At 58.9% G+C, this 25,292-nt stretch carries 29 protein-coding genes; 25 read left to right on the top strand and 4 right to left on the bottom strand.

Going from position 1 to position 25,292, the window contains the following annotated elements; all coding sequences use genetic code 11:
• Positions 1 to 6 precede the first annotated feature (6 nt).
• From AC097W_RS10805 to AC097W_RS10685, 25 genes are all read left to right on the top strand, one after another.
• Positions 7 to 228, top strand: coding sequence for a phage head-tail joining protein (locus tag AC097W_RS10805; protein WP_479602567.1), 222 nt, complete (start codon positions 7 to 9; stop codon positions 226 to 228).
• Complete coding sequence (locus AC097W_RS10800; RefSeq protein WP_479602566.1) at positions 228 to 1,733, top strand: phage portal protein; 1,506 nt, start codon at positions 228 to 230, stop codon at positions 1,731 to 1,733. Before AC097W_RS10805 ends, AC097W_RS10800 begins: the two co-directional genes overlap by 1 nt.
• A gap of 112 nt (positions 1,734 to 1,845) precedes the next feature.
• Positions 1,846 to 3,171, top strand: a complete 1,326-nt coding sequence (locus tag AC097W_RS10795; protein WP_479602565.1) for a S49 family peptidase — start codon at positions 1,846 to 1,848, stop codon at positions 3,169 to 3,171.
• Positions 3,172 to 3,174: 3 nt separating this feature from the next.
• Positions 3,175 to 3,555, top strand: coding sequence for a head decoration protein (locus tag AC097W_RS10790; protein WP_479602564.1), 381 nt, complete (start codon positions 3,175 to 3,177; stop codon positions 3,553 to 3,555).
• 31 nt (positions 3,556 to 3,586) lie between these two features.
• Positions 3,587 to 4,591: a major capsid protein gene (locus AC097W_RS10785; protein ID WP_479602563.1), complete on the top strand. Its 1,005-nt coding sequence runs from the start codon at positions 3,587 to 3,589 to the stop codon at positions 4,589 to 4,591.
• On the top strand, positions 4,549 to 4,875 hold the full coding sequence (locus AC097W_RS10780; RefSeq protein ID WP_479602562.1) for a hypothetical protein: 327 nt from the start codon (positions 4,549 to 4,551) through the stop codon (positions 4,873 to 4,875). Before AC097W_RS10785 ends, AC097W_RS10780 begins: the two co-directional genes overlap by 43 nt.
• Before the next feature lie 7 nt (positions 4,876 to 4,882).
• A complete protein-coding gene (locus tag AC097W_RS10775; protein WP_479602561.1) occupies positions 4,883 to 5,311 on the top strand; it encodes a hypothetical protein in 429 nt (142 codons plus the stop codon).
• 53 nt (positions 5,312 to 5,364) lie between these two features.
• Entirely contained in the window at positions 5,365 to 6,117 is a 753-nt protein-coding gene (locus AC097W_RS10770) for a phage tail tube protein (RefSeq protein ID WP_479602560.1), read from the top strand.
• A gap of 8 nt (positions 6,118 to 6,125) precedes the next feature.
• Positions 6,126 to 6,515 (top strand): hypothetical protein, encoded by a 390-nt coding sequence (locus AC097W_RS10765; RefSeq protein ID WP_479602559.1) that lies wholly within the window; start codon positions 6,126 to 6,128, stop codon positions 6,513 to 6,515.
• Between the two features lie 41 nt (positions 6,516 to 6,556).
• The gene (locus AC097W_RS10760) at positions 6,557 to 6,712 is read left to right on the top strand and encodes a hypothetical protein (RefSeq protein WP_479602558.1); all 156 of its coding nucleotides are present in this window, start codon (positions 6,557 to 6,559) and stop codon (positions 6,710 to 6,712) included.
• The gene (locus AC097W_RS10755) at positions 6,709 to 7,350 is read left to right on the top strand and encodes a DUF6441 family protein (protein WP_479602557.1); all 642 of its coding nucleotides are present in this window, start codon (positions 6,709 to 6,711) and stop codon (positions 7,348 to 7,350) included. The genes AC097W_RS10760 and AC097W_RS10755 overlap by 4 nt, the downstream gene beginning before the upstream one ends.
• Entirely contained in the window at positions 7,350 to 9,956 is a 2,607-nt protein-coding gene (locus AC097W_RS10750; protein ID WP_479602556.1) for a phage tail protein, read from the top strand. Before AC097W_RS10755 ends, AC097W_RS10750 begins: the two co-directional genes overlap by 1 nt.
• A gap of 3 nt (positions 9,957 to 9,959) precedes the next feature.
• Positions 9,960 to 11,027 carry a hypothetical protein gene (locus tag AC097W_RS10745; RefSeq protein ID WP_479602555.1) on the top strand — a complete coding sequence of 356 codons (1,068 nt, stop codon included), beginning with the start codon at positions 9,960 to 9,962 and terminating at the stop codon, positions 11,025 to 11,027.
• Between the two features lie 30 nt (positions 11,028 to 11,057).
• Positions 11,058 to 12,644, top strand: coding sequence for a hypothetical protein (locus tag AC097W_RS10740; protein ID WP_479602554.1), 1,587 nt, complete (start codon positions 11,058 to 11,060; stop codon positions 12,642 to 12,644).
• A gap of 2 nt (positions 12,645 to 12,646) precedes the next feature.
• Positions 12,647 to 13,447 (top strand): phage BR0599 family protein, encoded by an 801-nt coding sequence (locus tag AC097W_RS10735; RefSeq protein ID WP_479602553.1) that lies wholly within the window; start codon positions 12,647 to 12,649, stop codon positions 13,445 to 13,447.
• Between the two features lie 24 nt (positions 13,448 to 13,471).
• Complete coding sequence (locus AC097W_RS10730) at positions 13,472 to 13,708, top strand: hypothetical protein (protein WP_479602552.1); 237 nt, start codon at positions 13,472 to 13,474, stop codon at positions 13,706 to 13,708.
• Complete coding sequence (locus AC097W_RS10725; protein WP_479602551.1) at positions 13,705 to 13,947, top strand: hypothetical protein; 243 nt, start codon at positions 13,705 to 13,707, stop codon at positions 13,945 to 13,947. The genes AC097W_RS10730 and AC097W_RS10725 overlap by 4 nt, the downstream gene beginning before the upstream one ends.
• Positions 13,948 to 13,949: 2 nt before the next feature.
• Positions 13,950 to 16,223, top strand: coding sequence for a phage tail protein (locus AC097W_RS10720; protein ID WP_479602550.1), 2,274 nt, complete (start codon positions 13,950 to 13,952; stop codon positions 16,221 to 16,223).
• Positions 16,220 to 16,822, top strand: coding sequence for a glycosyltransferase family protein (locus tag AC097W_RS10715; RefSeq protein ID WP_479602549.1), 603 nt, complete (start codon positions 16,220 to 16,222; stop codon positions 16,820 to 16,822). The genes AC097W_RS10720 and AC097W_RS10715 overlap by 4 nt, the downstream gene beginning before the upstream one ends.
• A 35-nt stretch (positions 16,823 to 16,857) precedes the next feature.
• Positions 16,858 to 17,454 (top strand): glycosyltransferase family protein, encoded by a 597-nt coding sequence (locus AC097W_RS10710; RefSeq protein ID WP_479602548.1) that lies wholly within the window; start codon positions 16,858 to 16,860, stop codon positions 17,452 to 17,454.
• 11 nt (positions 17,455 to 17,465) lie between these two features.
• The gene (locus tag AC097W_RS10705; RefSeq protein ID WP_479602547.1) at positions 17,466 to 17,816 is read left to right on the top strand and encodes a DUF2793 domain-containing protein; all 351 of its coding nucleotides are present in this window, start codon (positions 17,466 to 17,468) and stop codon (positions 17,814 to 17,816) included.
• Between the two features lie 70 nt (positions 17,817 to 17,886).
• On the top strand, positions 17,887 to 18,180 hold the full coding sequence (locus tag AC097W_RS10700) for a DUF6127 family protein (RefSeq protein WP_479602546.1): 294 nt from the start codon (positions 17,887 to 17,889) through the stop codon (positions 18,178 to 18,180).
• Positions 18,177 to 18,653 carry a hypothetical protein gene (locus tag AC097W_RS10695; protein ID WP_479602545.1) on the top strand — a complete coding sequence of 159 codons (477 nt, stop codon included), beginning with the start codon at positions 18,177 to 18,179 and terminating at the stop codon, positions 18,651 to 18,653. The genes AC097W_RS10700 and AC097W_RS10695 overlap by 4 nt, the downstream gene beginning before the upstream one ends.
• The gene (locus AC097W_RS10690) at positions 18,650 to 19,105 is read left to right on the top strand and encodes a lysozyme (protein ID WP_479602544.1); all 456 of its coding nucleotides are present in this window, start codon (positions 18,650 to 18,652) and stop codon (positions 19,103 to 19,105) included. Before AC097W_RS10695 ends, AC097W_RS10690 begins: the two co-directional genes overlap by 4 nt.
• A gap of 148 nt (positions 19,106 to 19,253) precedes the next feature.
• Positions 19,254 to 19,736, top strand: coding sequence for a DUF488 domain-containing protein (locus AC097W_RS10685; RefSeq protein WP_479602543.1), 483 nt, complete (start codon positions 19,254 to 19,256; stop codon positions 19,734 to 19,736).
• On the opposite strand, the gene AC097W_RS10680 is transcribed toward AC097W_RS10685, so the two are convergent.
• Genes AC097W_RS10680 through AC097W_RS10665 form a run of 4 tightly spaced genes read right to left on the bottom strand, consistent with a single transcriptional unit; the run spans position 19,690 to position 25,287 of the window.
• A complete protein-coding gene (locus AC097W_RS10680) occupies positions 19,690 to 20,523 on the bottom strand; it encodes a hypothetical protein (RefSeq protein WP_479602542.1) in 834 nt (277 codons plus the stop codon). The two genes, AC097W_RS10685 and AC097W_RS10680, sit on opposite strands and share 47 nt — an antisense overlap.
• 43 nt (positions 20,524 to 20,566) lie before the next feature.
• The gene (locus tag AC097W_RS10675; RefSeq protein WP_479602541.1) at positions 20,567 to 23,566 is read right to left on the bottom strand and encodes a type I restriction endonuclease subunit R; all 3,000 of its coding nucleotides are present in this window, start codon (positions 23,564 to 23,566) and stop codon (positions 20,567 to 20,569) included.
• Positions 23,553 to 24,737, bottom strand: coding sequence for a restriction endonuclease subunit S (locus tag AC097W_RS10670; protein ID WP_479602540.1), 1,185 nt, complete (start codon positions 24,735 to 24,737; stop codon positions 23,553 to 23,555). Before AC097W_RS10670 ends, AC097W_RS10675 begins: the two co-directional genes overlap by 14 nt.
• A complete protein-coding gene (locus AC097W_RS10665; protein ID WP_479602539.1) occupies positions 24,730 to 25,287 on the bottom strand; it encodes a DUF6680 family protein in 558 nt (185 codons plus the stop codon). The genes AC097W_RS10670 and AC097W_RS10665 overlap by 8 nt, the downstream gene beginning before the upstream one ends.
• Positions 25,288 to 25,292: the final 5 nt, after the last annotated feature.

Below are 25,292 nucleotides of genomic sequence, written 5' to 3'. Positions count from 1 at the left end.
ATTTCCATGGCCTATACCCAAGAACAACTGAGTGCCCTGGAATCTGCCCTGGCCAAGGGCGAGAAGCGCGTCACCCTGGGGGACAAGACCGTCGAGTACCGGTCGATTGACGAGTTGCGGATGGCCATCCGGGATGTGCGCCGGGGCCTGTTTGAGCAAGCAACTGCTACCGGGCTGTGGCCTCGCTCGCCGCGGCAGGTCCGTGTCACCACTTCCAAGGGGACCTGATGGGGTGGTTTGCCACGATTCGCCGCAGGATGTTTGGCGGCGGCCCGACCTATGACGGTGTGGGCGGGGGCCGGCGTGCCCAAGCCTGGTCGGTGGGCAACCCTGGGGCCGTCATGGCCTTGCTCACCACCCAGAACGAGCTGCGCGCCAAAAGCCGAGACCTAGTGCGGCGCAATGCCTGGGCCAATGCGGCGCTCGAATCCTATGTCGCCAATGCCGTGGGTACAGGTATCAAACCGCAGTCTATGGTGCAGGACGCCCAACTGCGCGAGGCGATCCAATCACTCTGGCGGGATTGGACGGTGGATGCCGATGCGGCCGGATTGACCGACTTCTACGGATTGCAAGCCCTGGCCTGCCGAGCCATGCTCGAAGGTGGAGAAGCGCTGGTGCGTTTGCGCTACCGCCGACCCGAAGACGGTCTGGCAGTGGCAATTCAAATCCAGGTGCTGGAAGCCGAGCACCTGCCGATGACGCTCAACACCACTGCGGACAACGGCAATGTGATCCGGGCGGGGATTGAGTTTGACCGGCTGGGGCGGCGCGTGGCCTACCACCTGTACCGCTCGCATCCGGAGGAAGGCATGTTGTCACCCATGTCGGCGGCGGGTGGGTTGAGCACGGTGCGGGTGGATGCTTCTGAGATCGTGCACCTGTTCCGACCGATGCGACCTGGACAGATTCGGGGGGAACCCTGGCTGGCCCGGGCCCTTGTCAAGTTGCATGAGCTGGACCAGTACGACGATGCGGAACTGGTGCGCAAAAAAACGGCAGCCATGTTTGCGGGCTTTGTGACCCGCCTGGCACCCGACGACAACTTGCTGGGTGAAGGGCTGTCGGATGCCAATGGCATTGCACTGGCGGGTATGGAGCCGGGGACCATGCAGATGCTGGAGCCGGGAGAAGACATTAAGTTCTCTCAGCCAGCTGATGTGGGCGGTTCGTACTCGGAATTCTTGCGGATGCAGTTTCGTGCAGTGGCCGCGGCCATGGGCGTGACCTATGAACAGCTGACCGGTGACTTGACCCAGGTGAACTACTCCAGCATCCGTGCCGGACTGCTGGAGTTCCGTCGCCGTGTGGAATCGCTGCAGCACGGTGTGATCGTGCACCAACTGTGCCGACCCATCTGGCAAGCCTGGATGGAGCAAGCGGTATTGGAAGGGGCATTGAATCTTCCTGGCTTTGCCGCAGGCAATCCGCAGACTCGGCGCCAGTACCTAGGCGTGAAATGGATTCCGCAGGGTTGGCAGTGGGTCGATCCCCTCAAAGAAATTGATGCCATGAAAGCTGCGATCCGATCGGGATTGATGTCGCGGTCGGAGGCGATTTCATCGAATGGCTATGACGCCGAAGACATGGACCGCGAGATTGCTGCGGACAACGCGCGCGCCGATGGCCTCGGCCTGGTCTTTGATTCGGATCCTCGGCACGACCAACCAACACTAATTGCTTCGCCCAAGCCAAGCGCCACATCGGATGCAACAACTCCGCTGGTTGAGTAAGTCAGAGGCTCGATTCCCATGAGGGCGGGACAGGCGCTTCGCCAGGTTGGGTGTTGGTACCCGCCCCCAAAACACAAGAAGTCCCACTTTGGACTTTGAAAGAAACCAAGCCATGCAACTTGCACACATTGCGAGCCGTCTCTACGGCACGCCGCTTTTGATTGCCCGTCCCAAACTGGATGTGATCCTGTCAGTGCTGGGCAACCGAATTGAATGGCCGGAGCCCAATGCGGCCATTCCGGTGCCGATGGCCCGCACACCCTCTGCTGCACCGTCGGGCATTGCCGTTATTCCGGTGTACGGGACTTTGGTACGGCGGGCCGTCGGTCTGGAGGCGGCATCGGGGCTGACGTCTTACGCCGAAATTGCCAGCGCAATCGATGACGCCCTCAACGACCCCATGGTCGGCGCCATCGTACTGGACGTGGACTCTCCCGGCGGTGAGGCCGGCGGAGTGTTCGATCTGGCACTGCGTGTGCGCGCGGCCAACGCCATCAAGCCGGTATGGGCGGTGGCTGCGGACTCTGCGTTTTCTGCGGCCTACGCCATTGCCTGTTCGGCCTCTCGGGTGTACGTTACCCAAACCGGCGGTGTGGGCTCGATCGGCGTGATCGCCATGCATGTGGACCAATCGGTGCGCGATGCCCAGGAGGGCTACCGCTTTACCGCAATCACCGCGGGTGCCCAAAAGAACGACCTCTCGCCCCATCTGCCACTGGACTCTGCAGCGTCGGCCCGATTGCAAACCGAAGTCGATCGCCTGTACGGACTGTTTGTCGACCACGTCGCTGCTATGCGCAACCTGGAATCGCGATTTGTGCGCTCGACCCAGGCGGGACTGTATTTCGGGCCCGAGGCGGTGGCGTCTGGTCTGGCGGACGTCCAGGGAAATCTGGACCAGGCCCTGGCGGATCTCTCCCAATTTTTGACGGTACGTCGTTCGCGGAATGCGACGGGCCTGAGTTTGTCCCATTCCGCACCAACCCCCAAGGAGATCGTTATGAGTCTGGAAGCTCAATCCCCAGCGGCCGATGAAAAGGTCGCCCCAACCAAGCCGCCGGCTGAGGTAGCTGCACCCCTTGCAGAACCGACTGATCCGCCTTCAGCAACCACCACACCTGCGGCCCCGGACGCGGCCACTGCAGAGGCTGCTCTGCGCCAGATATCAGCCCAGGCCAGTTCCAACGCCAGCCAGTTAGCTCGCGCCGATGCCTTGGCCATTGCCGAGCTCTGCCAGTTAGCCGGTCAGCCCCAGCGCACCGTGGGTTTCCTGGCGTCGGGTGCAGACGCCCAGCAAGTCCGCAAGGCGCTGCTCGAAGGCCGTGCCCAGAGTCCTGAAATCTCGTCTGTCATCCATCCCGATGCCGCCGCTAAAGCGACATCCCCCGACCAGAGCCCGTTGATGGCCGCGGTCAAAAAACTCACCGCAAAGGACTAAGCCATGACCGCATTGCAAGAACCCATGAACCTGGGCGATCTGCTCAAGTACGAAGAAGACTGCCTGAACTACTCGCGCGAACAAATCACCGTCGCCGTTGGCCAGAACCTGGAGCTCGGTGCCGTGGTGGGTCGCGTCACCGCGACCGACCGCATCAAGCGTTTCGATCCGCTGGCCGCCGACGGTTCAGAGCATCCCGCCGGTGTGTTGCTGCAGCCCTGTGACGCCACCTTGATCGAACGCGATGACGTAAGCATCCTGGCCCGCCATGGCGTCGTGGCATCCCATGCCGTGGTCTGGCCTGTCGGTACGACCAACGAACAGAAGTTGGTGGCCACCGCTGCCCTGGAAGCCCGCGGAATCTTGATACGCGCTGCTGCCTGATCCCCTCACGAACTCAGAAGGAAACCTCCCCATGAACAACCCGTTCCATACCCCCGCGTTTTCGATGGCAGCGCTGACTGCAGCCATCAACATCATCCCCAACCGCTTCGGCCGCATCGAAGCCCTGGGACTGTTCCCCGACAAGCCGGTGCGCACCCGCCAGATCCTGGTGGAAGAGCAAAACGGTGTGCTCAACCTGCTGCCCTCCATGCCACCGGGCTCGCCCGGCACGGTGGGTCGGCGTGGCAAGCGCGCCATGCGCTCCTTTGTGATCACCCACATCCCACACGACGACGTGGTGCTGCCCGAAGAAGTGCAGGGCATCCGTGCCTTTGGCTCGGAAACCGAGATGGAGACAATTGCCTCGGTGATGGCGCGCCACCTGCAGACCATGCGCAATAAGCACGCTATCACCCTGGAGCACCTGCGCATGGGGGCCTTGAAAGGCGTGATCCTGGATGCCGATGGTTCGGTGATTTACGACCTGTTTGACGAGTTCGGCATCACGCCGACCGCGATCAATTTTGATCTGGGTAATGCCAATTCCAACGTCAAGAAAAAGTGTGCCGATGTGCTGCGCCACTTTGAGGACAACCTCAAGGGCGAATTCATGACCGGCGTGCACTGCCTGTGCTCGCCCGAGTTCTATGACGCATTGACCGACCATGTCAAAGTCAAGGACGCCTTTGCCTACAGCCAGCAGCGTGCGGTGTTGATTGACGATATGCGTGCCGGCTTCACCTTTGGGGGCGTGACCTTTGAGGAATACCGGGGTCAGGCCACCGATGTGAATGGTGTGACCCGGCGCTTTATCGCCGCCGGTGAAGCCCATGCCTTTCCTCTGGGCACGATCGACACCTTCAGCACCTACTATGCGCCGGCCGACTTCAACGAAACCGCCAACACCCTGGGTCAGCCGCTTTACGCCAAGCAGGAGCCGCGCAAGTTCGAGCGTGGCACGGATTTGCACACGCAGAGCAATCCGCTGCCGATGTGCCATCGCCCGGGTGTGCTGGTCAAACTGACGATGGCCTGATGGTCAACGCGGAGTTTCTGTACCTGGCGGCCGCCAACGCCGGTCTGCTCACACCGGCCCGCATCGGGAGCAGGGAGGTCCTGGTGGATTTTCGTGCGCCCGATGAGGAGGTGTTGGGGGGATTGGGGTTGAGCCGCAATTACACGATGCGCTACCCCCGCACCTGGTGGTCCGACCTGGCCTCGGGTGCGGTACTGGACATCGGGGGACAGAGCTACCGCGTGCTCGAGATTCGCCAACTGCCGGATGCCAGCGAGGTCCAGGCCTCGCTGACCCGACTGTAAGACCCGTATGACGCTCTCGGTACGTGAACGCATCGTGCGTGCGGTGCACCAGCGCGTCACGGTGGCGGTAGCACCGGTACCCGTGATCCGTCCACCGACGGTTCCTGTCACGCGCGATGCCGGTGTGACGGTGCTGCTCACGCTGGATGGCGACGGTATCGATGCCCATGCCAATGCGGTGGCGGACCGCAGCCTGCGCATCCGGCTAACGGTGGTGGCCCAAGGACCCTCGGCTGCTGAAGCAGCGGACAGTGCGCTGGTCCTTGCCCACGCGGCCCTGATGCAGGCCCCCAACCTAGAGGGACTGTCGCTCGGTATCCGCGAAGTCGAGGCCGATTGGGATACCGATGACCTGGACGCCGGATCGTTGGCCTTACCCGCCCGCTACGAGATCCGTTACCGCACCTTGGTAGCCGACCTCACCCAGATCGGCTGATCCCGATCGGTGGCCCCCATCCTCCCAATTAACCCAACCCAAGGAAACCAACCATGCCCTATTTTTCTGGCCAAGGCCGTGTCTGGATCGGTGAGCGCTCGTTGCTCGGCGAGCCCCAAGGACTCAAGTACGTGGGCAATGTGCCCGAACTCAAGGTCGCCCTGTCGGTGGAAACCATGGAGCACCAAGAATCGGTCAGTGGCCAGCGACTAGTCGACTTGCAGCTCATCAAAACCAAGAAGGGTGAGTTCTCCTGCACCTTGGAAGAACTCATCCAGGTCAATCTGGGTTTGGCCTTGTACGGTCACACCACCGTGATGACCGCAGGCACGGTGACCGAGGAGCTGATGCCCAATCCCCTGATACCGGGGGACCTCTATCTGCTGGCAAAGCAGAACGTGAGTACCGTGGTGGTCAGCGACTCCAGTGCGACGCCGAAGGTTCTGCCGGATGATCAGTACACGGTCAATGGAAAGCACGGCTCTCTGGTATTCCTGGATGCCACCAATGGCGGGCCGTATGTGGAGCCCTTCACCGTGGACTACGCCTATGGGGCCTCCAGCAGCACCGCCATGTTCACCCAGGCCCTGCCCGAACGCTGGGTGCGTTTTGAAGGGCTCAACACAGCCGACGGGAACCGTGAAGTGGTGATTGACCTGTACCGCGTGGCCATCAACCCGGCCAAGGAACTTTCGGTGATCACCGAAGAACTGCTCAAGTTCGAACTCTCTGGCCAGGTGTTGGCCGATCTGACCAAGCCGATCGGTAGCGATCTGGGTCAGTTTGGTCGTCTCGTTCTGCTGTGATGTGCGCCATGGAACAAATGGACACCTTGCCAATGGCGCCGCATCTGCTGACTGTGGCTGGTACTACGGTAGAAATCACGCCCTTGCGGGTGGGTGAGCTGCCGCAATTCCTAGCTGCAGTGCAGCCCATTTCCGAAGTCTTTTCTGAAGACCCGGACTGGCTGTCCTTGATGGCGGTGCATGGTCGGGCACTGCTCAAAGCCGTGGCTCTGGCCGCACGCAGCGACCTGGTCTGGGTGGAGTCACTGCAGCTCGACGATGCGGTGCGTCTGGCGGAGGCGGTGTTTGAGGTGAATGCGGATTTTTTCGTGCGCCGGGTCGCTCCGGCCATTCAACAGGCCGCGCTCAAGGTTCGGACCGTCACCGCCTCGCTTGGGACGACGCCCTTGCCCAGCTGATTCGTTGTGGCCACCGCTACAGCGACATCCTGCACTACACCGTGCGCCAGGTGCACGCGTTTCTTGAAGCCCACCAGCGCCTGGAACGCGAAAACCTGGCCAACCAGTTAACCCTGCATGCGGTGGCCGCGCAGGGCGACAAGGCGGCGATGGACCGCTTGCGCCGCGATATCACCCATACCCCAGAACCCCCATGAAGCTTTCTTTGACCCAGACCGGACTGCTGGATCCGGGGACCTTGGCCGCCTGGACCTCGGAGCGCAAAAGGGCCATTCGAACGGCCGTTGCCCAGGGCATGAAGTACGGTGGCGCGGAGGTCCGTGACGCGGCGCGTGCCCGCATGCGCGCGGCCTTCAAAGTCGCTCGGTCCGGGTTTGTGAACTCCATGCAGGCCAAGGTCCTGGATAAGAAACCTACACGGCTTCCTTCCCTTTTGGTAGGCAGCCGCATCCCTTGGCTGGGTTTGCATGAGACCGGGGGCACGGTGACCGGGAACATGCTGATTCCGCTGGTGCCCAACCGAATGGGTCCGAAGAAATTCGCCCAGATCGTCGACGCCTTGATGCGCTCGGGCAATGCCTTCTTCATCAAGAAGGGCGGGAAGGTTATTTTGATGGCCGAGAACATTCAGGAGAACAGCAGACAACTCTCCCGCTTCAAAAAGGCAGAGCGCGGGCGCACGGGGACTAAGAAGATCAAGCGCGGGCAGGAGGTGCCCATCGCGATTTTGGTCAAGCGAGTCAACCTCAAGCGCCGATTGGGTTTGGTGGATGCGGTGCAAAGCAGCTTGCCCGGTCTAGCCCAAGCCATTGAAAACGCCTTGGAGAAAACCTGATGGCCAACAACCGTGCGCAGATCCTGATCACGGCGGTGGACCAGACCCGCGACGCCTTCAACTCGGTCCGAGACAACCTGGCCAAGCTGGGAGACCAATCCGATCGGGTCAAGGGGTTGTTGGCGGGTCTGGGCGTGTCCCTGTCGGCAGTGGGTTTTGTGGCGATGATCAAACAGGCCATCGACACCGCCGACGAGCTCAATAAGCTGTCGCAGAAGATTGGCATTTCAGTCGAGGCCCTGTCGACTCTGCGCTTTGCGGCCCAGCTCTCGGATGTGAGCCTAGAGACTTTGCAAAAGGGTATCAAGGGACTGTCGCAACTGATGACCGAGGCCAACACCGGCATTGGCGATGGGGCGGTGGTCTTTGATGCCTTGGGCATCTCTGTGAAAAATGCCGATGGCAGCATGAAGTCCACCCAGGACGTGCTGCTGCAGGTGGCGAATGTCTTTGCCAACCTGGAAGACGGCGCCGTCAAGACCTCCCTGGCCGTCAAGCTCTTCGGCAAGAGCGGGATGGAGATGATTCCATTCCTGAACCAGGGTGCGGCTGGCATCAACCAGCTGACAGCGGAGGCCGAGCGCCTGGGCCTCAAGCTCAGTACCGAAACCGCCCAATCTGCTGAAGTCTTCAATGACAACCTGACTGCCCTCAAGGCATCCTCTTCGGCACTCGGAATATCCCTGTCGCGCGAATTTCTGCCGGAGCTGATCAACATCAGCAATGCCATGCGTGAAGCCGTGGCGGAGGGCGGCAAGCTCAATGCGCTGTGGGTTGGCCTTGGGGGCGTGGGCAATCTGATCTTCAACGGCACCGAGGTCAGCCAGGCCCAGGGCGAGATCAAGCGCCTGCAGGAATTGGTCGAGGGCGCCCGCCAAAAATTGCAAAGTGGCAAGGCACCCATACCATTCCTGCCCTTCGACATCAAGTTCAACGACCAGGCCCTGGCAACCTTGCGCAAGAACCTGGGTCAATGGGAAGGCGAACTGGCGGCGGCCCAAGGGCGCCTGAAGTCGCTGACCGAGTCCAACCGCCCAGAGGCCAAAAAGCCCGAGGGTAAGCCCACCGACGACATGCAACGCATTGCCTGCGTGGTCTCAGGTGGCCAATGGGTGGGTGGCCAGTGCGTCAAACGCGAAACCGGCAAAGGACCGACTGACCAGGACACCACTGGTGCCAAGTTAGCGGTCATCAAGGCGCAGGCCGAAGCGGAATTCAAGCTGCTTAAGCAAGGCTTCGATTTGCAGAAGGCGGCTTTGGACCGGTCGCTGGAAGACCGGCTGATTTCCATCAAGGACTACTACGCGCGCAAGCAGCGGGTGGAGCAGCAGTCGATTGACCAGGAGATTCGCGCCCGCCAGGAAGAACTCAACTCCCAATCCGCGGTGGCGACCAATGGCAAGGACGAAGTCCAGCGCTTGCGCGCTAAAGCCGAGGTCAAGAAGCTCGAGGGCGAAATCAAGGTCCTCAATCTGCAACGTGCTGAGAGCGAAGTGGTCAATGCCTACGCGGCAGCCAAGGCCGAAAAAGAACTCGCTGACGCGCTGGCCCGTGTACGCGATGAGTTCCTGCAAATCACCAACACTGGAACCGATGGTGACCGCCGCGCTGCGGTGGAGCGCCAGTTCGCTGATCTCAAGGCGCGGTTGAATGCCCAAGGCGATACGCAGGGGGTGTCTCTGGTCGATCGGCTGATCGATGTCAAAGCGGCCCAGGCCAATCTGAACGAGGTGGAAGCCGAGTGGAAGCTGGTGACTGAGCGTCTGCGCAATGCCCAGGACAGTATCCGGGTGCAGCAGCAGTCCGGTCTGTTGTCCGAATCGCAGGCACGCACTCAGCTGGTCGATGTGCAAAAGCAATCGGCGGCCGAGATGGAACGCCTGCTTCCCACCATGGAGAAAGCAGCAACGGCCATTGGCCCCGAGGCAGTGGCGCGTTTGGCAGCTTGGCGCAACGAACTGCAGCGCACCCGCTTGGTGGTGGATGACGTGGCAGTGGCCATCAACACCAAGGTGGAAGGGGCTTTTGAGCAGATGTTCGAGTCGCTGGCCACTGGTGCTGCGACCGCCAGCGAGGCTTTCAACCAGTTCGCCCGATCGGTCTTGCAGGCGATTGCGCAGATCGCGGCGCAGAAGCTGGCGCAGTCGCTGTTTTCTACGGCGGGAGGTGGTGGCGCGGGTGCTGGTGGTGCGGGCGGTGGTGGGCTAGGTGGCTTTGTCTCTGCCTTGTTTGCCGCAGGCTTTGCGCGCGGTGGCTATGTCAGTGGACCAGGTACCTCTACGTCGGACTCTATTCCTGCGCGGCTGTCGGCCGGAGAGTACGTGGTGCGGGCGGCCGCTGTGCGTCGCGTGGGCGTTGGGCTGCTGGAGTCGATCAACGGCATGGCGCGGGGTCCGCGGGTTCACCAGGGCCGCCTGGCTTTTGCGGATGGTGGGCTGGTACCACAGGCTGCGGCTCAGGCTCAGGTGAATCAGTCTGTGCGCATTGTCAATTCCGTCGATCCCGGTCTCATTCACGACCAGCTGCAGACCCCAGCGGGGGAGCGGGTCATCGTCAACGTCATTGGACGCAACTCACGCGCGATTCGCGCCGCATTGGGAAACTGAACCATGGCACTGCTATTTATCGATGGGTTTGACCATTACGACCCACAAACGTTGGACGCTTTGGGAGATCCACTACTGGCCCGGGGTAAGGCCGCGTACCTCAGCCGCTACGCCACCCGCATTGCCGGGCGCCGCCCCGCATCCTGGGCATTGCGTTTGCCCCAGGGCAATGGCGGTGGCTATGTCAAGAATCTGGACGTGGGTGTGACCAGCATGCTTGTCGGCGCTGCTATTCGCGTCAGCCCCTTTGATGCGGGCAGTGGCATTGAGCCGGTTCTCATGGGTATTCGGGACACCAGCACCCAGGTGCTGTACTTGGTCAAGCTCGGGGACGATGCCCGCTTGCGTCTGTACCGGCGCGATGGCACCAACGGCTGGGATCAGCTGCTGTCGGCTTCGGTGTCCACCGCAGCGCACCGGGGTTGGCATTACCTGGAATTTTTGCTGACCCAATCCAGTGGCGCCGGTACCGTACAGGTCCGACTCAACGGCAGCATTGCCATCAACCTCACCGGTCAAAACACGCAGTACGGAGCTGGCCCCTTGCTCACAGCGTTCCTGGGTGCGGTGCCCAGCCAGGCGGCCCTGGCCGCGGTGGATATCGATGACTTCTACATGGCCGACACCAGCGGCACCATCAACAACACCTTTCTGGGTGACGTGCGCGTGGATCTGTTGCTGCCCAACGAGGCAGGCACGCTGAACCAGTTTTCGCCGACGCCCAGCGGGGCCACACCGTGGCAGATCGCTGCTGACAACGACGAGGCAACGCTCCTGACCGCCACGGCCGCTGGCCAGCGGCAAAGTTTTGGGTTCGCTGCGCTGCCCACCATGAGCACCCCGGCCATTTGTGGTGTGCAGGTGACCAGCCTGGCACGCAAGACGGACGCTGGCTCCACGACTATGAAAGCCTTGGCCGTTAGTGGTGCCAGTACGTCCACCTCCGCAGCCATCAACCTGCAAGAGCAGGCCGCCTGGAACACCGCGGTGATTGAGCGCAATCCCAACGGCGCGGCAGTCTGGACCGAGGCCACGCTCAATTCAGCGGAATTCGGTGTCGAATCCGCGTAGTGCTGAAGCCCACTTAGGAGCGCCATCCCCATGACCGCACCCGTTGTACAGGACCTCCGCACTGAAGTTGCTTCTCGGGCTGCCGCACGCTCTGCGCTGGTTGGGGAGCGCCTGGAGAGTGCGACGCGTCCAGCTGCACGCACCAGTCTGCGCCAACAGCCACTGGAAGTAGCGTCTATCGCCGCACCGAACCTGAGTGCTGCGGAGTTTGTTGCCGAAGTTGCCACGCTTCCCATGGTGGCGACTGAAGTACAGACACTATGGCTTGAAGTGTTGCGCAAAGAAACATCCTCGTCAGGAATCAATGCCACTGGCTACGACGCCTTTGGTGACTTGGCTGGACCAGAAGATGGCGTGGGTGTCTTCGCCTTTCGGCATGACTGGTCGCAGCCCTTGGTGGAGCGGCTGGAGTGGAAGACCTCGGTGCAGCGGGTTGCGAGCGGAAACGAGCAACGACAAGCCCTGCGCATGCTGCCCCGGCGCAGTCTGCGCTACTCGGTTGGAAACGGTAGCCGATCAGATGCGCTGGTAGCAGATTGGCTCGCAGACCACATGGCCAGAAAAGCCTGGTGGCCGGAGCCGCAATCGTCTGTGCGATTGGTGGAGGCTGCAGAGCAAGGTGCCTGGACGCTGACGGTGGATGACCCGAATGGGCGAATTTCTGCGTTTGGCCCCTTGCGTGCGGACGCAACGGTTGATTCGTGGGGCCTGTACGGCTGGGATTTGAGCGATCGCTGGGTCTGGATTGATGCACCGGATGGTTGGCAATTGGCGCGCGTTGACTCCACAGAACCCGGTGTACTGTGGTTGATGGAGCCGCTGGCACGCAGTGCGCCGGTGGGCAGCCTGGTAGTGCCCCTGACGCAAGGGGTATGCATTGAAGACATGGGTGCTGAGCAGTTTGTGCCGGGAGTCTTCAATGGTGAAGTTGCGGCGGTGTTGCAGGTTCAGCGCCGGCCATGGAACGACCTGACGCTGCCGGACTACCCTGCAGACACCCTTTTGGACGCTATTCCAATTTGGCCGGATGGCAATTGGCGCGATTCACCACGCGCAAGCAGCAGTGCCGACGTGCACCAGCTCGACAGCAGCGTGTCAGATGCGTGGATCAGGCGTGCGGACCCTGTGCTCAATCTCACCCTGGCGCGCAGGTACCTGGTCACAGGAACGGACGCGTATGCCGAATGGATGCGGCGCTTGTGGGTGGCGCAAGGCCAGTATGGAAGTTTCTGGTTGCCCGATGGGATTGCACCTGTCCTGACTGTCCAGAGCGATGCAGACATCGACAGCGGGTATTTGGTGGTGGATGGCTCAGGCCTTGCTGCGTTTTGGCATCGCCCGGCAGCCTGTGCGATTTACAACCCGGATGGTTCGGTCTTGTATGCGTTGACGGGGCCTGTGCAATACGGAGAGCCACATGCCTTGGTACTGCGCAGCCCCTTGGATGAATTAGTGACGAGGGGTGCGCGCATCGTGCGCATGCAGCGCTGCCGTTTGGCCCATGACGCCATCGATTTGACGTGGCACACCGACTCTATTGTGGAGATCGCACTGTCCTTCGCGACCCTGCCAGAGCCGCGGGGCAATGACCGCATGAGCTACTACGGGGGATACTAAATATGAACGCGAATACCAATGTACCTGCGGTCATTGAAGCCGAAATCTACGAGTTTGCGCGTGGCGAAGAGGCCTGGTACTACACACCCCACGAATTCGCACTGGATTTGGCGGGCCGGGTCTATGAATCGGTACAGATAGCTCGCAGCCGTTTGGCACTTACCGCTGAGGCGTCCAAGTCAGCACTCGACCTCAACGTTCAATCCAATCTGCCCATCGTGCGCGCCGCCATGCAAGCCGCGCCAGGCGGCGATGTCATTACCTTGATTCTGCGCGTGGCCCAAAAAGATCCATGGGGTTCTGGGTGGTCGATTGCGGGGACACGTTGGACGGGCAGGGTGTTGGGCGCGCAAGTGGGGGAAATTGAAGCCACCTTGCGTTGTGAAAGTGCCCATGTGAGTCTCAAACGTGTGGGACTGCGTCGGCTCTACAGCCGCAAGTGCTCGCACGTGTTGTATTCCACGATTTGCGGTGCATCCCAGCTTGGTGCTACTGCCACCGTGGAATCAGTCGATGCACGACGGGTGTTCATGGTGGGTGGAGTTCCGGCTGCTGTGGTGAATGCGATGGCAGGTGGATGGCTGCAATTGGCCAGCGGTGCGCGCCACATGGTCAGTGCGAGCGACGACTTCTCAGTGGAGCTGCTCTATCCCGTCGGTATTCAAACCGGTGAGGTGGTGGATTTGGTCTCCGGTTGTGACCACACCACGTCAACTTGCACCTCCCGGTTCAACAACCTGAACAACTTTGGTGGGTTTCCGGGCATACCGCCCAAGAACCCGTTTTCTGCCGGTGTCTTTTAAGAACCAAGAGAAGAACACAAATCCATGGAACCGTTTACCTATCTTGCCGTACTGCTGGTTACCAGCCTGATCAGCGCAGCGCTGGCCCCCAAACCGCCTGCACCCAAACCTGCAGCCCTGAGCGATGTTCAGGTCCCTACCGCGGAAGAGGGTAGGCCCATCCCTGTGGTTTTTGGTGCTGTGCTGATCACCGGTGCCAACGTCGTCTGGTACGGCGATTTGGCGACCGACCCCATCCGCAAGGGAGGTGGCAAGAAATGAGCGCACATCCTGCTGCCCCAGATATGCCATCCCTGTCTGAAGTCACTCCTGTGCGCGTCACGATCCAGGACGCCCGTGAACTCGGCTTTTGCGTGGGCGGCACCCGCACGTTTATGGAGCGCCATGGCTTGGACTTCAAAGCCTTCTTGCGCGACGGGCTCGACTCTGCCGATTTGCTGGCCACGGGTGACGCCATGGCAGAGCGCGTGGTGGTCTATGCACAAGGCAAGAGGACCTAGCCATGGGTGGTGGAGGAAGTTCCAAGACCGTCGGCTACCGCTACAGCATCGGGCTGCATCTGGTGCTGTGCCATGGGCCGGTGGATGCGGTGCAAGAGATCCGCATTGGTGAGCGCACCGCGTGGGGCGATGCCGATCAGGGACCGCTGCCGGTGGGGTATGGCCTCTCGCAGATCGGCATCAATCAGCCGGAACTGTTCGGCGGTGATGAACGTGAAGGCGGTGTGGTGGGCGTGGTGGATGTCCTGTCAGGCCAGGCGAGCCAAGCACCCAATGACTACTTGCAGGCACACCTGGGAGCACTCATCCCCGCGTTTCGGGGCGTGCTCAGTCTGGTTGCACGACGCATTCTGTTTGCAGCCAACAATCCCTATCTCAAACCCTGGGCGGTTCGGGTGCGGCGATTCACCCAAGGTTGGGGAACGTCCAACTGGATGGCAATGTCTGCAGAGGTCACCGTTTGGGACTCTGAGCGCAATGACACCGTGACCGTGGGTATGAACCCGGCGCAAATCCTGGCAGAGTGCCTGACCAATCCGCATTGGGGCATGGGATACCCCGATAGCAGCTTGGGGTCGAGCTTTTGGAATGCAGTTTGGACATTTCAAAGCGAAGGCTTTGGGTTGAATTTGTTGTGGACCCGCCAGCAGCCCATCGAGACATTCATCTCCCAAGTGCTCGACCATGTGGGCGCAATCCTGTACACCGATCCGCAGACTGGATACTTTGAAATTAAGCTCGTGCGCGCTGATTACTCGGCGGCGTCACTGCCGGTTTTGGGGCCGGATGAGATCGTGTCACTCGACCGCTTTGAGCGTGCTCAATGGGGTGAACTTCCCAATGAAATCACGGTGGTTTATACCGATTGGGATTCGGGTGGAGAACGCACCGTCGCCGCAGAAAACTTGGCCGCCATCCATTTGCAAGGTGGCGTGATCAACCAAAGGCGCGACTACCCCGGCGTGAGCTACGCACCGCTGGCCGCCCGGCTTGCGATGCGGGACTTGCGTGCGCTGGGAACTCCGCTGGCACGCCTGAGCATGCGTGTGTCCAGAAGCACGCTTGCGGCCCAACCATTACCCGGAGATGTGTTCAACCTGTATTGGCCGCGACTGGGTATTGAGCAAATGGTGGTGCGCGTGGTCAGCGTGGATGCAGGAACCTTGGATGCACCCGAACTGCTGGTCGAGGCGGTGGAGGACGTATTTGGGCTCGATGCGACTGCGGTACGCGATGAGCCTAAGGCCTGGCAAGCGCCGGTCACTGTACCCACAGCTCCCGCCCTTGCGCTCGCCTTTGAGTTGCCGTATTGGGAAATCGCCCGGCGACTGTCCCGCTCGGACATGGCCTATGTGAATGACACCGATACCTGGATTGGTGCATTGGCGGTCAACGCGGGCAGCGCGCAACTCAATTGGCAGCTCACTACAGGGATGGCAGCGGCGGATCTGCAAAGCCGGGCAACGGCGGACTATGCGGGCATGGTCACTTTGACCGACGCTTTGGCGCTTTTGGAGTCGCACGCCATAGGCGTTCCTTTCAGTGCCGCCATCCATGTAGACCGCATCAAAGTGGGCGACTATGGCTACCTGGTGGATGCCAGCAGCCAGATTCGTGAGGCGGTGGAGATACTCGCTGTCGATCTCAACGGATCCACGGTCGATTTGGCACGCGGCGTGTTGGACACCACACCGCAATCCCACGCTGCAGGCACCCGATTGGTTGCTGTCGGAGACTGGGCCGCCAGCGAGGGCATAGACCGTGCACCAGGTGAATCCGTGTACGTCTCAATGATCCCCAAAACCAGCTTCCAACAAGGTGCCGCTTATCCGGCGGACAACGCCAATCCCATAGATTTGCTGGGGCGCCAAGGTCTGCCGTACCCACCAGGTCGGGTGCGCATCAATGGCGCAGCCAACCCGGCAGTGGTTGCTGGCGACCTTACCGTCAGTTGGGCCCATCGGGACCGCACGCAGCAAACTGCCTATCTGGTGCATCAGGACGCTGGCAATGTGGGCCCCGAGCCCGCCACGACCTATGTCTTGTACCTGCGCAATTCAGCGGGCACCCTGATTCACACCAGTGCAGCCACAGCGGGCACGAACTACACATGGGATGTCGCCACCGCTGCCGCAGAGGGTGGAGTCCTGGCCGACACCGTCTCGGTTGAAATCCAATCGGTGCGCGATGCCTGGGAAAGCTGGCAGATGCAGCGCCGCGCATTACAGCGTGCAGGCTATGGCCTGCGCTATGGCCAGTACTGGGGTGGTGTGTGAGTGACATACGCATTGATGCCTATATGCTGACGCTGGACGAACCGCCAGAGTGGCAGCGAGCTGCGCTGGAGAGCCTGCGCGGCGCAGAGATCAACCTCAACGTGATTGCGACGGACCGGGGAACCACCATTGGTGCCGATATGGCGCACTATTTCGCCCAGGCAGGTTGCCCCTATGCCGTCATTCTCGATCCGGACAACCTCTATGAGCCCGCTGCGTTCGCCCAACTGGCCGATGCGCTTGATCAAAGTTCTGTCGCAGGCTTGGCCTATACCGACGAAACCATCATGGATGCCCAGGCAGAAGACAGGACGGTCCGAAACCTTGCTTACAGCCGCTACGCCCATGCCCATTCACCCAGCCTGGTTCACAGCCTGGTGGTCTATCGCCGAAGTGCCGCAAAGGAGCATTTGAGTTCCATTGCGACTATGCAGGTGTACGCCGAGTGGATGCTGACCTTGCGCATCACCAGATCCAGTCCCGTGGTGCACCTGCCCATCATTGGTCGCCACTGGCGCCAGCATGCCCGCCAGGCCCACCTGAAATCAGGCCAGGCAGAAATTGATGCGATCCGGCGGGAACTGCGCACTCGCGTTTAGTCAATGTTTGTAGGTCGCAAAGGCGTGTACCAGCTATGACTCCCCGGATTGATGTTCACCTGCTGACACTGGACGAGCCCAGCGATTGGCGAGAGGAATGTATTCAGAGCCTGCAAGGAGCACCCATTGAATTGCACGTCTTGCCTGGCATTCCTGGACATATCGGTCAAGCCAGAGCTCTGGGATTTGCCTGTGGCGAATTGCCATTGGTGTCCTTCGTGGACCCCGATGACCGGTACGAGGCCAGTGCATTTGCGAAACTCGCCGACGCGCTGCATTCCTGTCCACAGGCCTTGATGGCTTACACCGACGAGGCGCACATGGATGCGCAGGGCAAGCGATATGAACGACGCCCCCATACCTATAGCCGCTGGCAGCACGCAAACAGCGCAAGCCACGTACACGGCCTAATCGTTATGCGAAGGGAAGCCGTCTTACGCGAGCAGCCTTTGCTAATGACCATGCATGGTTGCCAGATCTGGATGCTGACGCAAAGGCTGGCCCAGCGCGGTGCTGTATTGCACCTCCCCATCGTGGGTCGCTACTGGCGACAGCACGCCAACCAAGCCCATCGCCGCACTGGTTATGACGACGCTGAAATTTGCCGCCGCGTGTTGGCAGCACCGAACTAAAGGAGATACCAATGTCACTGACCGATCCCAATCTGGGACTGAACTACAACTGGACGCTGGGTGAATCCGGCTGGGATACCGGCATGGACGCCAACCTCAAACGCTTAGGGGCGGTGGTCGGACTGTCTGTCAAAGACCGAGGCCTTGCAACACCACCAGCCAGCCCCGTCAACGGCGACCGCTACATCGTTCCCACCGGAGCTACCGGCGTCTGGGCTGGAAAAGCGGGTCAGATTGCGGTGCGCATTGGCGATGCCTGGGAGTACCACCTGCCCAAGCTGGGATGGCTTTGCTTTATCGAAGACGAGGCGGTACTGAGTGCCTACAAAGCGGCTGGCTGGAGCGCTGGCATTGCCATTTGAATGAGTAGGAAACCCATAAACCCAACCCGACCCGCCATTGGCGGGTTTTTTAATGTCTGGAGGGAAAACGATGGAAACCACACAAGTTGAGCGGCGGCGCATGGTGACAGTGCCGCAGGAAGAGTTTGCAGCCATGTTGGAACAAGCAGCAGAGAAGGGAGCTTTGCATGCACTGCACGAAGTAGGTCTTGATGGTGAGGACGCCGCGCGGGACATCCGCGCTTTGCGCAACCTGCTGGATGCATGGCGAGAGGCACGTCTCACAGCGTGGCGCACGGTTGTAAAGGCTATCACCACGGGCTTATTGCTGGCATTGGTGACGGGCGCGGCGATTAAATTCAAGTTGTTTGGAGGTGGCCAATGATTGAAACATTACTCGGTGGGTTGCTGGGTGGCGCTTTCCGTCTGGCTCCCGAGATTCTCAAATGGATGGACCGAAATGGCGAGCGCGGTCATGAGCTGGCGATGCAGGACAAGGCGCTGGAGTTCGAAAAGCTGCGTGGCGCCTCGCGCATGGCAGAAATCGGTGCCAGTGCCGATGCTGCCTGGAACACCGGCGCCATCGATGCCATTAAGGACGCTATACGCACCCAGGGTGAGAAAACGGGCGTGCGCTGGGTCGATGCGCTGTCTGCCAGTGTTCGGCCCATCATCACCTACTGGTTCATGTCCTTGTACTGCGCGGCCAAGACAGCTGCCTTCGCGGCTGCTCTGTACGGTGGGGCCGGGTGGGGCTCTGCGGCCCTGCAGGCGTGGAGTGAGGCGGACCAAGCCCTGTGGGCCGGAGTGCTGAATTTTTGGTTCCTGGGGCGTGTATTTGACAAAGGCGGTCGGTGATGCAGGTGCCGCAGGCCGCGGTGGATCTGTCCAAGCGATTCGAGGGGTTTCATCGAACGCCCAAGCTGGATCCAGATCGGGCCTATCCCTATGTTTGCCCGGCAGGTTTCTGGACCATTGGGTATGGGCATCTTTGCGCGGCCGACCATCCGCAGATTACTCGGGACCAAGCGGAGGCGTACTTAGCTTCGGACCTGGAAATAGCGTTGAGAGCAACCCTGCGCTACTGCCCCATACTCGCTACCGTTTCCGACAATCGGCTCGCGGCGATCGTGGACTTCACATTCAATCTTGGCGCTGGCCGACTTCAGACATCCACTTTACGCCGCAGGGTGAATCTCTTGGATTGGCCAGGGGCGGTGAAAGAAATCTCCAAATGGGTGCATGGCGGCGGCAAAGTGCTACCTGGACTGGTGCTGCGCCGACAGGCTGAGGCCTTGCTGCTACGTTGATTTCGCTTTAACGCGCACCAAATTGACGCAACTTCACGGCGTGAGTGGCGCCCAAAGCCGATACCCCCAGTGCAGTCGCCACCAAGGGTATTCGGTCAGATGCCCAGAGCGCTGCACCGTTAAAATCAACCGATACAGGGGTTATTGAATGAACGTTTTTACCATTGGCTACGAAGGACTCGATATCGACGGGTTCATGTCGCTGCTTGCAGAGCACGACATTGACACGATCGTCGACGTTCGTGAGCTACCTCTGTCGCGCAAGGCTGGATTCTCCAAAAATGCGCTCGCCAATTTGTTAAACATTTCTGGGCGGGAATACGTCCATATGTCCGAATTAGGCTGCCCCAAGCCCGTGCGTGATCAGTACCGCGAAGATGGCAACTGGAAGCGTTACACCGAGGGGTTCATGAAGCACCTCAAAACCCAAGACGACGCCATCACCGAACTGTCAATTCTGACTAGTGGCGCAAATTGCGCGTTGCTGTGCTTTGAAGCGGATTCGAATTTTTGCCATCGCTCCATGGTCGCAAATGCGGTGAAAGACTACAGCGGCGCCAAGGTAACGCACATTAAAGCGGCTGCTAAAAAAGCTGGCCCTGCGAAGACTCTTCCACTGGCTTACGCTTAGGTGGATAGACCAGGCTGATGATCAGCCATTGTTCTTGGAAGCGGTGCTGGTTGCCCATCAGAAACATCAAGTCCTTGGTGCCGAGCTGACCCTCTAGCTTGGCCCGAAAGGGTGCCTCCCAGTATGTGCCGTGGCTTTCTCGGCAATTCCAATACAGCGCACCGGCTTCCCAATCGACGATCTTGTGGCGATGTTCTTTTTCGCCCTCAGGGGTGTCGCATACATACCGGTAGTAAAAATCAAACGGTACTTTGCGTAATTCCTTGACCTGGCGCTTGGCATCGATGTCAGAAAATAGATCCTCCTGCATCTGCTCACGGACCAATTTCTCTTTTTCTTCTTCTGTCCATTCGGTATTGCGTGCTTTGGTGATCTCCAGTCCCAGCAGCTTCTTGGGCCGTAGGAGGGCAATGGAAAGTCCGTCTTGCAAACGAGCAGTGTCGATGGCGTCAATACTGCTAAATGTCGGAATTTTGTCGAGCCACGGCCAACGATCTGACCAGCCCTTTTTGTGATCGATCACCTCCTTGCAGGCGATAGTGTCGACCCAGAGTTTGTGGCTTTCTAGTCGATGGTCCTTATTGGCTTTTTCGACACGGACATCGATCCACTGCCACTTTTTGAATTGCTGGCCATGCTCGACCATCCGGAATGGAACTGGGAAAAGTCGTCGCATTGAGCCATCCTGGCTGATGCCTGCGACGCAGGATGTCTCCATGTACTGTGCACTGGGAGACGGATACGTCTTTGCCAGAATAAGGATGCGCTCCATTCGCCCTAAAGCCATGATCTCACTCCCCCCTAAATGCTTATGTAGTAGTTCTCTTTCGTCAGTAATACTGACGGATGTAGGTATAAGCCTTCTCGAACAGATCCTCATCCGCATGCAATTTATATTTAAAGAGGGCCTTTCGTAGCGCCTTCTTGATCTCACGCTCACCGGCCTGCGTGCCTTGCCAGCCAGGGAATCGGACGAGACGCACAATTTCATCAATATCGGTCACCACGCGCTCGACCATGATCGGCGTCTCAGCTGTTTTGACCTCGTTGAATAGCTCTGTCAGCGCCGCCTTGCCGCGATCCTCATCCTCCTCGGGCGGAACTTCCTTTTCGGCCTGCAGCGTTTCTTTGGCAATTTCCAGCAGCTGCTTCAAAAATTCGACGCTGTTGATCTGCCCAGATTCAAAGCGGTCTTTCAGTGCGTCCAGGCGTTCAGACAGTTTTTTGAATTTTGGATTGCCTAGGTGCTTGCGCATGCGCCGCACCAATTTGATCTCGATCTCTTTGGCGCTCTTGGGGTCCGGGTTGGATAGCACAGCCTCAAGCAAGTCAGCATCCAGCACCAGCGTGTCCAGGTCGTCGCGCACTGCGTCGACATGCACGTTCTGGTGGATCAACTCAATGGTCTTGGCACCCAGTGAATGCCAGATCAACTTGCCATGGCCACTGGATGGTTGCACCGACTGGTAGACCTGCGACAGCCATTTGTAGTCTTTCTCAAATGGACCGAGCACGGAGTCTGGCGACAGCGCTTCCCAGATCTTGCCAAGTACGCTGTATTCGGCAGCAAAGTTGTCACGCACCGTGTTGTTGGGCAGGCATTGCTGCGCCGCAATCAGACCTTCGTAACCAGTCTGGCTGCGATCCACGCCGGTAAAGAATGCCAGGCATTTCTGCATGGCCTCTGGCAACTTATCTTTCAGCTCCTGAATATTGCTGACCACCTGCTTGACGCTCTGATCATCAAACTCCAGCGCTGCCGCAACATCATCAAAGATGCCAAGATAGTCCACGATCAGGCCATGCGTCTTCTGGTCTGAATATGTGCGGTTGACCCGGCAAATGGCTTGCAGCAGTGTGTGGTCGCGCAGTGGCTTGTCCAGATACATCGCCTGCAAGATGGGCGCATCGAAGCCGGTCAGCAACTTGGCTGTGACGATGATCAGTTTCAGCGGGTCGGCTGGGTCACGAAAACGGTCCAGTAATCGCTCCTCCGCATCCCGACTGCGCTCATAGGCCGCGTATTCGGGGTGCTCTTTCTTGTCTGCGGCCTGAATCGACATGACGATGTCGGTTGCCTCGGGGGGCAGCAGCTTGTCCAGCTCTGCTTTGTAGAGCAGGCAAGACTCGCGGTCGAAGGTGACGATCTGCCCTTTGAAGCCGTTAGGCTCTACCTTGGTTTGGTAGTGCAGCACAATGTCTTCGCACACGCGCCGAACGCGCTCAGGCGTTTTCACCAAGACGGCCATCTTGGCGGCGGTCTTACCCAGAGAGTCGCGGTCTAGGTCTGACAAACCACCGGTCAGTTCCTTGAACGCCGTCTCAATCGCGGCCTTGTCGATGTGCAGGTTGACCAATCGCGGCTCAAAATGCAGTTTCAACGTCGCGCCATCGCGGATGGATTCCTCAAAACCGTAACGACTCATGTAGCCCAAAGCATCTTCTTCCGCACCAAAGGCGTAGAAGGTATTGCGGTCCGAGCGGTTGATTGGCGTGCCGGTTAGGCCGAACAGAAACGCATTGGGCAACGCCTCCCGCATCTTGCGGCCTAAGTCACCTTCTTGTGTGCGATGGGCTTCGTCCACCAGCGCGATGATGTTGCTGCGGTCATTCAGGCAACCGGTGGCTTCACCAAACTTGAAGATCGTGGTGATGATGATCTTACGGACGTCCTGCCCCAGCAACTGTTGCAGTTTCTCTCGGGTGTCCGCCTTCTCCAAATTGGGGATATCAGCGCCAGTGAACGTGCCGGTGATCTGACTATCCAGATCGATGCGGTCCACCACAATGATCACAGTCGGATTTTTGAGGTGCGGGTGCATACGCAGTTTTTGCGCCGCGAACACCATGAGCAGGGATTTGCCGGACCCCTGAAAGTGCCAGATTAGCCCCTTCTTGGGGTAACCAGCCACCACGCGCTCCACCAGCTTGTTAGCGGCCTCGTACTGCTGGTAGCGGCAAATAATCTTAATGCGGCGCTTTTTCTTATCCGTGGCGAACAGCGTGAAGCTGCCCAGAATGTCCAACACCACGTTGGGTCGCAACATGCTCTCTGCCGACAACTTGAGAGTTTTCAGCGGGTGGTGTTGGGCACCGTCCGCTTCTTTACCTGCATCCAGATGCCATGGCCCCCAGTCCTTTATTGGCAGGCCAATGGAGCCGTAGTGGTACTCCTTGCCCTCGGTGGCCACCGAGAACACGTTGCATACAAACAACTCGGGCACAAACTTCTCGTAGTCCGCGTTCACCTGCACGGCACCATCTACCCAGCTGATGCACTTCTTGACTGGGGTTTTGGCCTCAATCAGCACCAATGGAAGGCCGTTGACCAGCAGCACCAAATCGGCACGGCGCTCATTGGGCCCGGCCCGGTAGGTGTACTGCTGGGTGACGACGTATTGGTTTTGCGTCAGGTCGTCCAGGTCAATCAGCCGCACCGGCACATGCTGGTTGTTGTCGCCAAAGGGCATGGAGCGTTCACCACGCATCCAAGCAGTCATTTCTTCATTGGCGCGAATCAGACCGTCGGACCGCACCGACAACACGATGGCCCTCAGCTTATGGAGCACTTCGTCCGCACGGTCAGGCTGGGCGGCGATCTCGGGGTTTAAACGGATCAGCGCATCACGCAGCCAGGATTCGACCAACACCTCCTGAATCTGGCGTGGCACGTCCGACGGTGCCTTGTAACGCCAGCCGATGCCTTTTGGACTAGTGCCATAACTGGCTTGAGGCTCTTGCACAATATTTGCAGGAACTGCTTTTACTTGCCCGGCAATCAAGTCGCGAACGTAGGCTTCGACGGTGTTGGCTTCGTTAAATGCTGACATTGCTGCTTCCTAAGGATCCCAAGTTCAGACTAAGGAATTGGCGTTTCATGACAAGTGCATTCTTTCGCCTCGTATCAGCCTTACCTACCGCATTCCGAACCTCATCCACTCGCTCGACTAGGATGTCTTGCTCCTCAATCGACAGTTTTGGCACTGTTAGTGAAAACAATTTGTCACTCTCCAGACGCTTCGTGCCATGTGACGACTCAGACACGAGCCGGAGGTACCGCTGGGCCGCGTATTCAAACCAGTATTGGATGTACTTTGGTCGAAATGCATCGTCAACAACCAGCGCCTTCATGTCTTGATTGAATGCGGCAGGGACCAAAGTTCGAGCAACTGGAAATGTATGAGCCAGGATCATTCCCCTGACAACGATGAATATCGTGTTTTTTGGCATTAACTTCGAACCAGCCTCCACACCCTCTTTGGTGAGAGTTTCCTCTGCTGCATCTAGCTCCGAACGCTTCATGTCTTTTGGGCTGATCCATGGAATTGGACCTCCCCAATATGTTGTGTTTCCGCGCGAAGGCGTTCCGCCACTGTGCCACTTCCCGATTTCAGAGACCTTCCTGTATTCAGGATGCTGGGCTTCAAAATGGTCAATCATCAATGAATGGCGAAGGCGTTCGGCAGAAACTGCCAGCTCTTCAGCCGAATCCAAGCAGTTCTCAAGACTGGACAATACCGCCAACAAGTTTCGCTGCTTATCCAACGATGACAACGCAAACTCGAAGTTTGCCAAACTCGTCCAGTTGGTACGAGGGCTCAGTGAACCTGCCGATGTTCCTACCGCATGCTCGAAGAAGGAGTCGGTCTGGCAAATGAACGGCAGCAGCTGGGGAAGCAATACTTCTGCGTCCTTGGTCTCCATCACGTAGATGTCTCCCGAACACACACCAGAAAAGTCCGCTACCGCTACCTTACGCTGGTAAGCGCGACGCTTGCCGAACAACACCTGCCCGGGCCGGAAAACGCTCGTAAAGGTGACTCCGTCGGCAACATTGCCCCAATTGCGAATCCGCAATTCGCCTGGCTCCAAGTGCTCCAGACCAACGTATCGCTCCACGCCTTCGGCCAGGGGATCAGCGCAACGCGCCTTGGACAACTGCACCACATCGCCAAACTTCACACGACGCCAGCCACTGCTTTTGTCGATATTTTTATTCATTGCTATTGGGCAAAGGCTTAGCATCATTGGAGTCCTGAGCGGGAAAATTCGTAACCCACATAGGCAGCGAGCGTTGCCCGGTAAGAATCTCGCGAAGTGCTTTGCGGGTCACTGTTTGATCGTTTTCCAAGTCTCCGTAACCTTCAGGAAAGTAGGCTTGATTTTTGATGTGAGTCTTATCAAAATCAAAACCTAAAAAATTTGCTATCGAGTGCAAAAGCTCTACCAATAGTTCAACGCGCTTGACTCCCCACGATTCACGCGGATAAGCACGATCATTGAGATGATCTAGATACTGTTTCCAGAGTCGTCGAATTTCGATTTCTTGCTTTTCGTTTGAGTGGAAAACTACATCGATGACGTTTAGGGATTCAACGTGTCGTGGGTCCAAGTTGGCTGCTCTTGTTGCCATCAATGTTTTGAAGATACGTACCTGTTCTTCGCGTCCCTGGGTTCTTCGTTCAAGCCACTTTGTAACTTGAACTGCAATAAGTGGAGACAGCAGAGTAGCAACTACAACCAACCAATCCTTGCCATCAATAGTGTTCATCCAAT

The sequence above is a fragment of the Rhodoferax sp. GT1R46 genome (assembly GCF_056521285.1).
This window is presented reverse-complemented; position numbering and strand designations above follow the sequence as displayed.

Bases quoted from the DNA above. Each gene is read 5' to 3' on its own strand.
- AC097W_RS10805 (WP_479602567.1), top strand. From the start codon at position 7: ATGGCCTATACCCAAGAACAACTGAGTGCCCTGGAATCTGCCCTGGCC.
- AC097W_RS10800 (WP_479602566.1), top strand. From the start codon at position 228: ATGGGGTGGTTTGCCACGATTCGCCGCAGGATGTTTGGCGGCGGCCCG.
- AC097W_RS10795 (WP_479602565.1), top strand. From the start codon at position 1,846: ATGCAACTTGCACACATTGCGAGCCGTCTCTACGGCACGCCGCTTTTG.
- AC097W_RS10790 (WP_479602564.1), top strand. From the start codon at position 3,175: ATGACCGCATTGCAAGAACCCATGAACCTGGGCGATCTGCTCAAGTAC.
- AC097W_RS10785 (WP_479602563.1), top strand. From the start codon at position 3,587: ATGAACAACCCGTTCCATACCCCCGCGTTTTCGATGGCAGCGCTGACT.
- AC097W_RS10775 (WP_479602561.1), top strand. From the start codon at position 4,883: ATGACGCTCTCGGTACGTGAACGCATCGTGCGTGCGGTGCACCAGCGC.
- AC097W_RS10770 (WP_479602560.1), top strand. From the start codon at position 5,365: ATGCCCTATTTTTCTGGCCAAGGCCGTGTCTGGATCGGTGAGCGCTCG.
- AC097W_RS10765 (WP_479602559.1), top strand. From the start codon at position 6,126: ATGGAACAAATGGACACCTTGCCAATGGCGCCGCATCTGCTGACTGTG.
- AC097W_RS10755 (WP_479602557.1), top strand. From the start codon at position 6,709: ATGAAGCTTTCTTTGACCCAGACCGGACTGCTGGATCCGGGGACCTTG.
- AC097W_RS10750 (WP_479602556.1), top strand. From the start codon at position 7,350: ATGGCCAACAACCGTGCGCAGATCCTGATCACGGCGGTGGACCAGACC.
- AC097W_RS10745 (WP_479602555.1), top strand. From the start codon at position 9,960: ATGGCACTGCTATTTATCGATGGGTTTGACCATTACGACCCACAAACG.
- AC097W_RS10740 (WP_479602554.1), top strand. From the start codon at position 11,058: ATGACCGCACCCGTTGTACAGGACCTCCGCACTGAAGTTGCTTCTCGG.
- AC097W_RS10735 (WP_479602553.1), top strand. From the start codon at position 12,647: ATGAACGCGAATACCAATGTACCTGCGGTCATTGAAGCCGAAATCTAC.
- AC097W_RS10730 (WP_479602552.1), top strand. From the start codon at position 13,472: ATGGAACCGTTTACCTATCTTGCCGTACTGCTGGTTACCAGCCTGATC.
- AC097W_RS10725 (WP_479602551.1), top strand. From the start codon at position 13,705: ATGAGCGCACATCCTGCTGCCCCAGATATGCCATCCCTGTCTGAAGTC.
- AC097W_RS10720 (WP_479602550.1), top strand. From the start codon at position 13,950: ATGGGTGGTGGAGGAAGTTCCAAGACCGTCGGCTACCGCTACAGCATC.
- AC097W_RS10710 (WP_479602548.1), top strand. From the start codon at position 16,858: ATGACTCCCCGGATTGATGTTCACCTGCTGACACTGGACGAGCCCAGC.
- AC097W_RS10705 (WP_479602547.1), top strand. From the start codon at position 17,466: ATGTCACTGACCGATCCCAATCTGGGACTGAACTACAACTGGACGCTG.
- AC097W_RS10700 (WP_479602546.1), top strand. From the start codon at position 17,887: ATGGAAACCACACAAGTTGAGCGGCGGCGCATGGTGACAGTGCCGCAG.
- AC097W_RS10695 (WP_479602545.1), top strand. From the start codon at position 18,177: ATGATTGAAACATTACTCGGTGGGTTGCTGGGTGGCGCTTTCCGTCTG.
- AC097W_RS10685 (WP_479602543.1), top strand. From the start codon at position 19,254: ATGAACGTTTTTACCATTGGCTACGAAGGACTCGATATCGACGGGTTC.
- AC097W_RS10680 (WP_479602542.1), bottom strand. From the start codon at position 20,523: ATGGCTTTAGGGCGAATGGAGCGCATCCTTATTCTGGCAAAGACGTAT.
- AC097W_RS10675 (WP_479602541.1), bottom strand. From the start codon at position 23,566: ATGTCAGCATTTAACGAAGCCAACACCGTCGAAGCCTACGTTCGCGAC.
- AC097W_RS10670 (WP_479602540.1), bottom strand. From the start codon at position 24,737: ATGAATAAAAATATCGACAAAAGCAGTGGCTGGCGTCGTGTGAAGTTT.
- AC097W_RS10665 (WP_479602539.1), bottom strand. From the start codon at position 25,287: ATGAACACTATTGATGGCAAGGATTGGTTGGTTGTAGTTGCTACTCTG.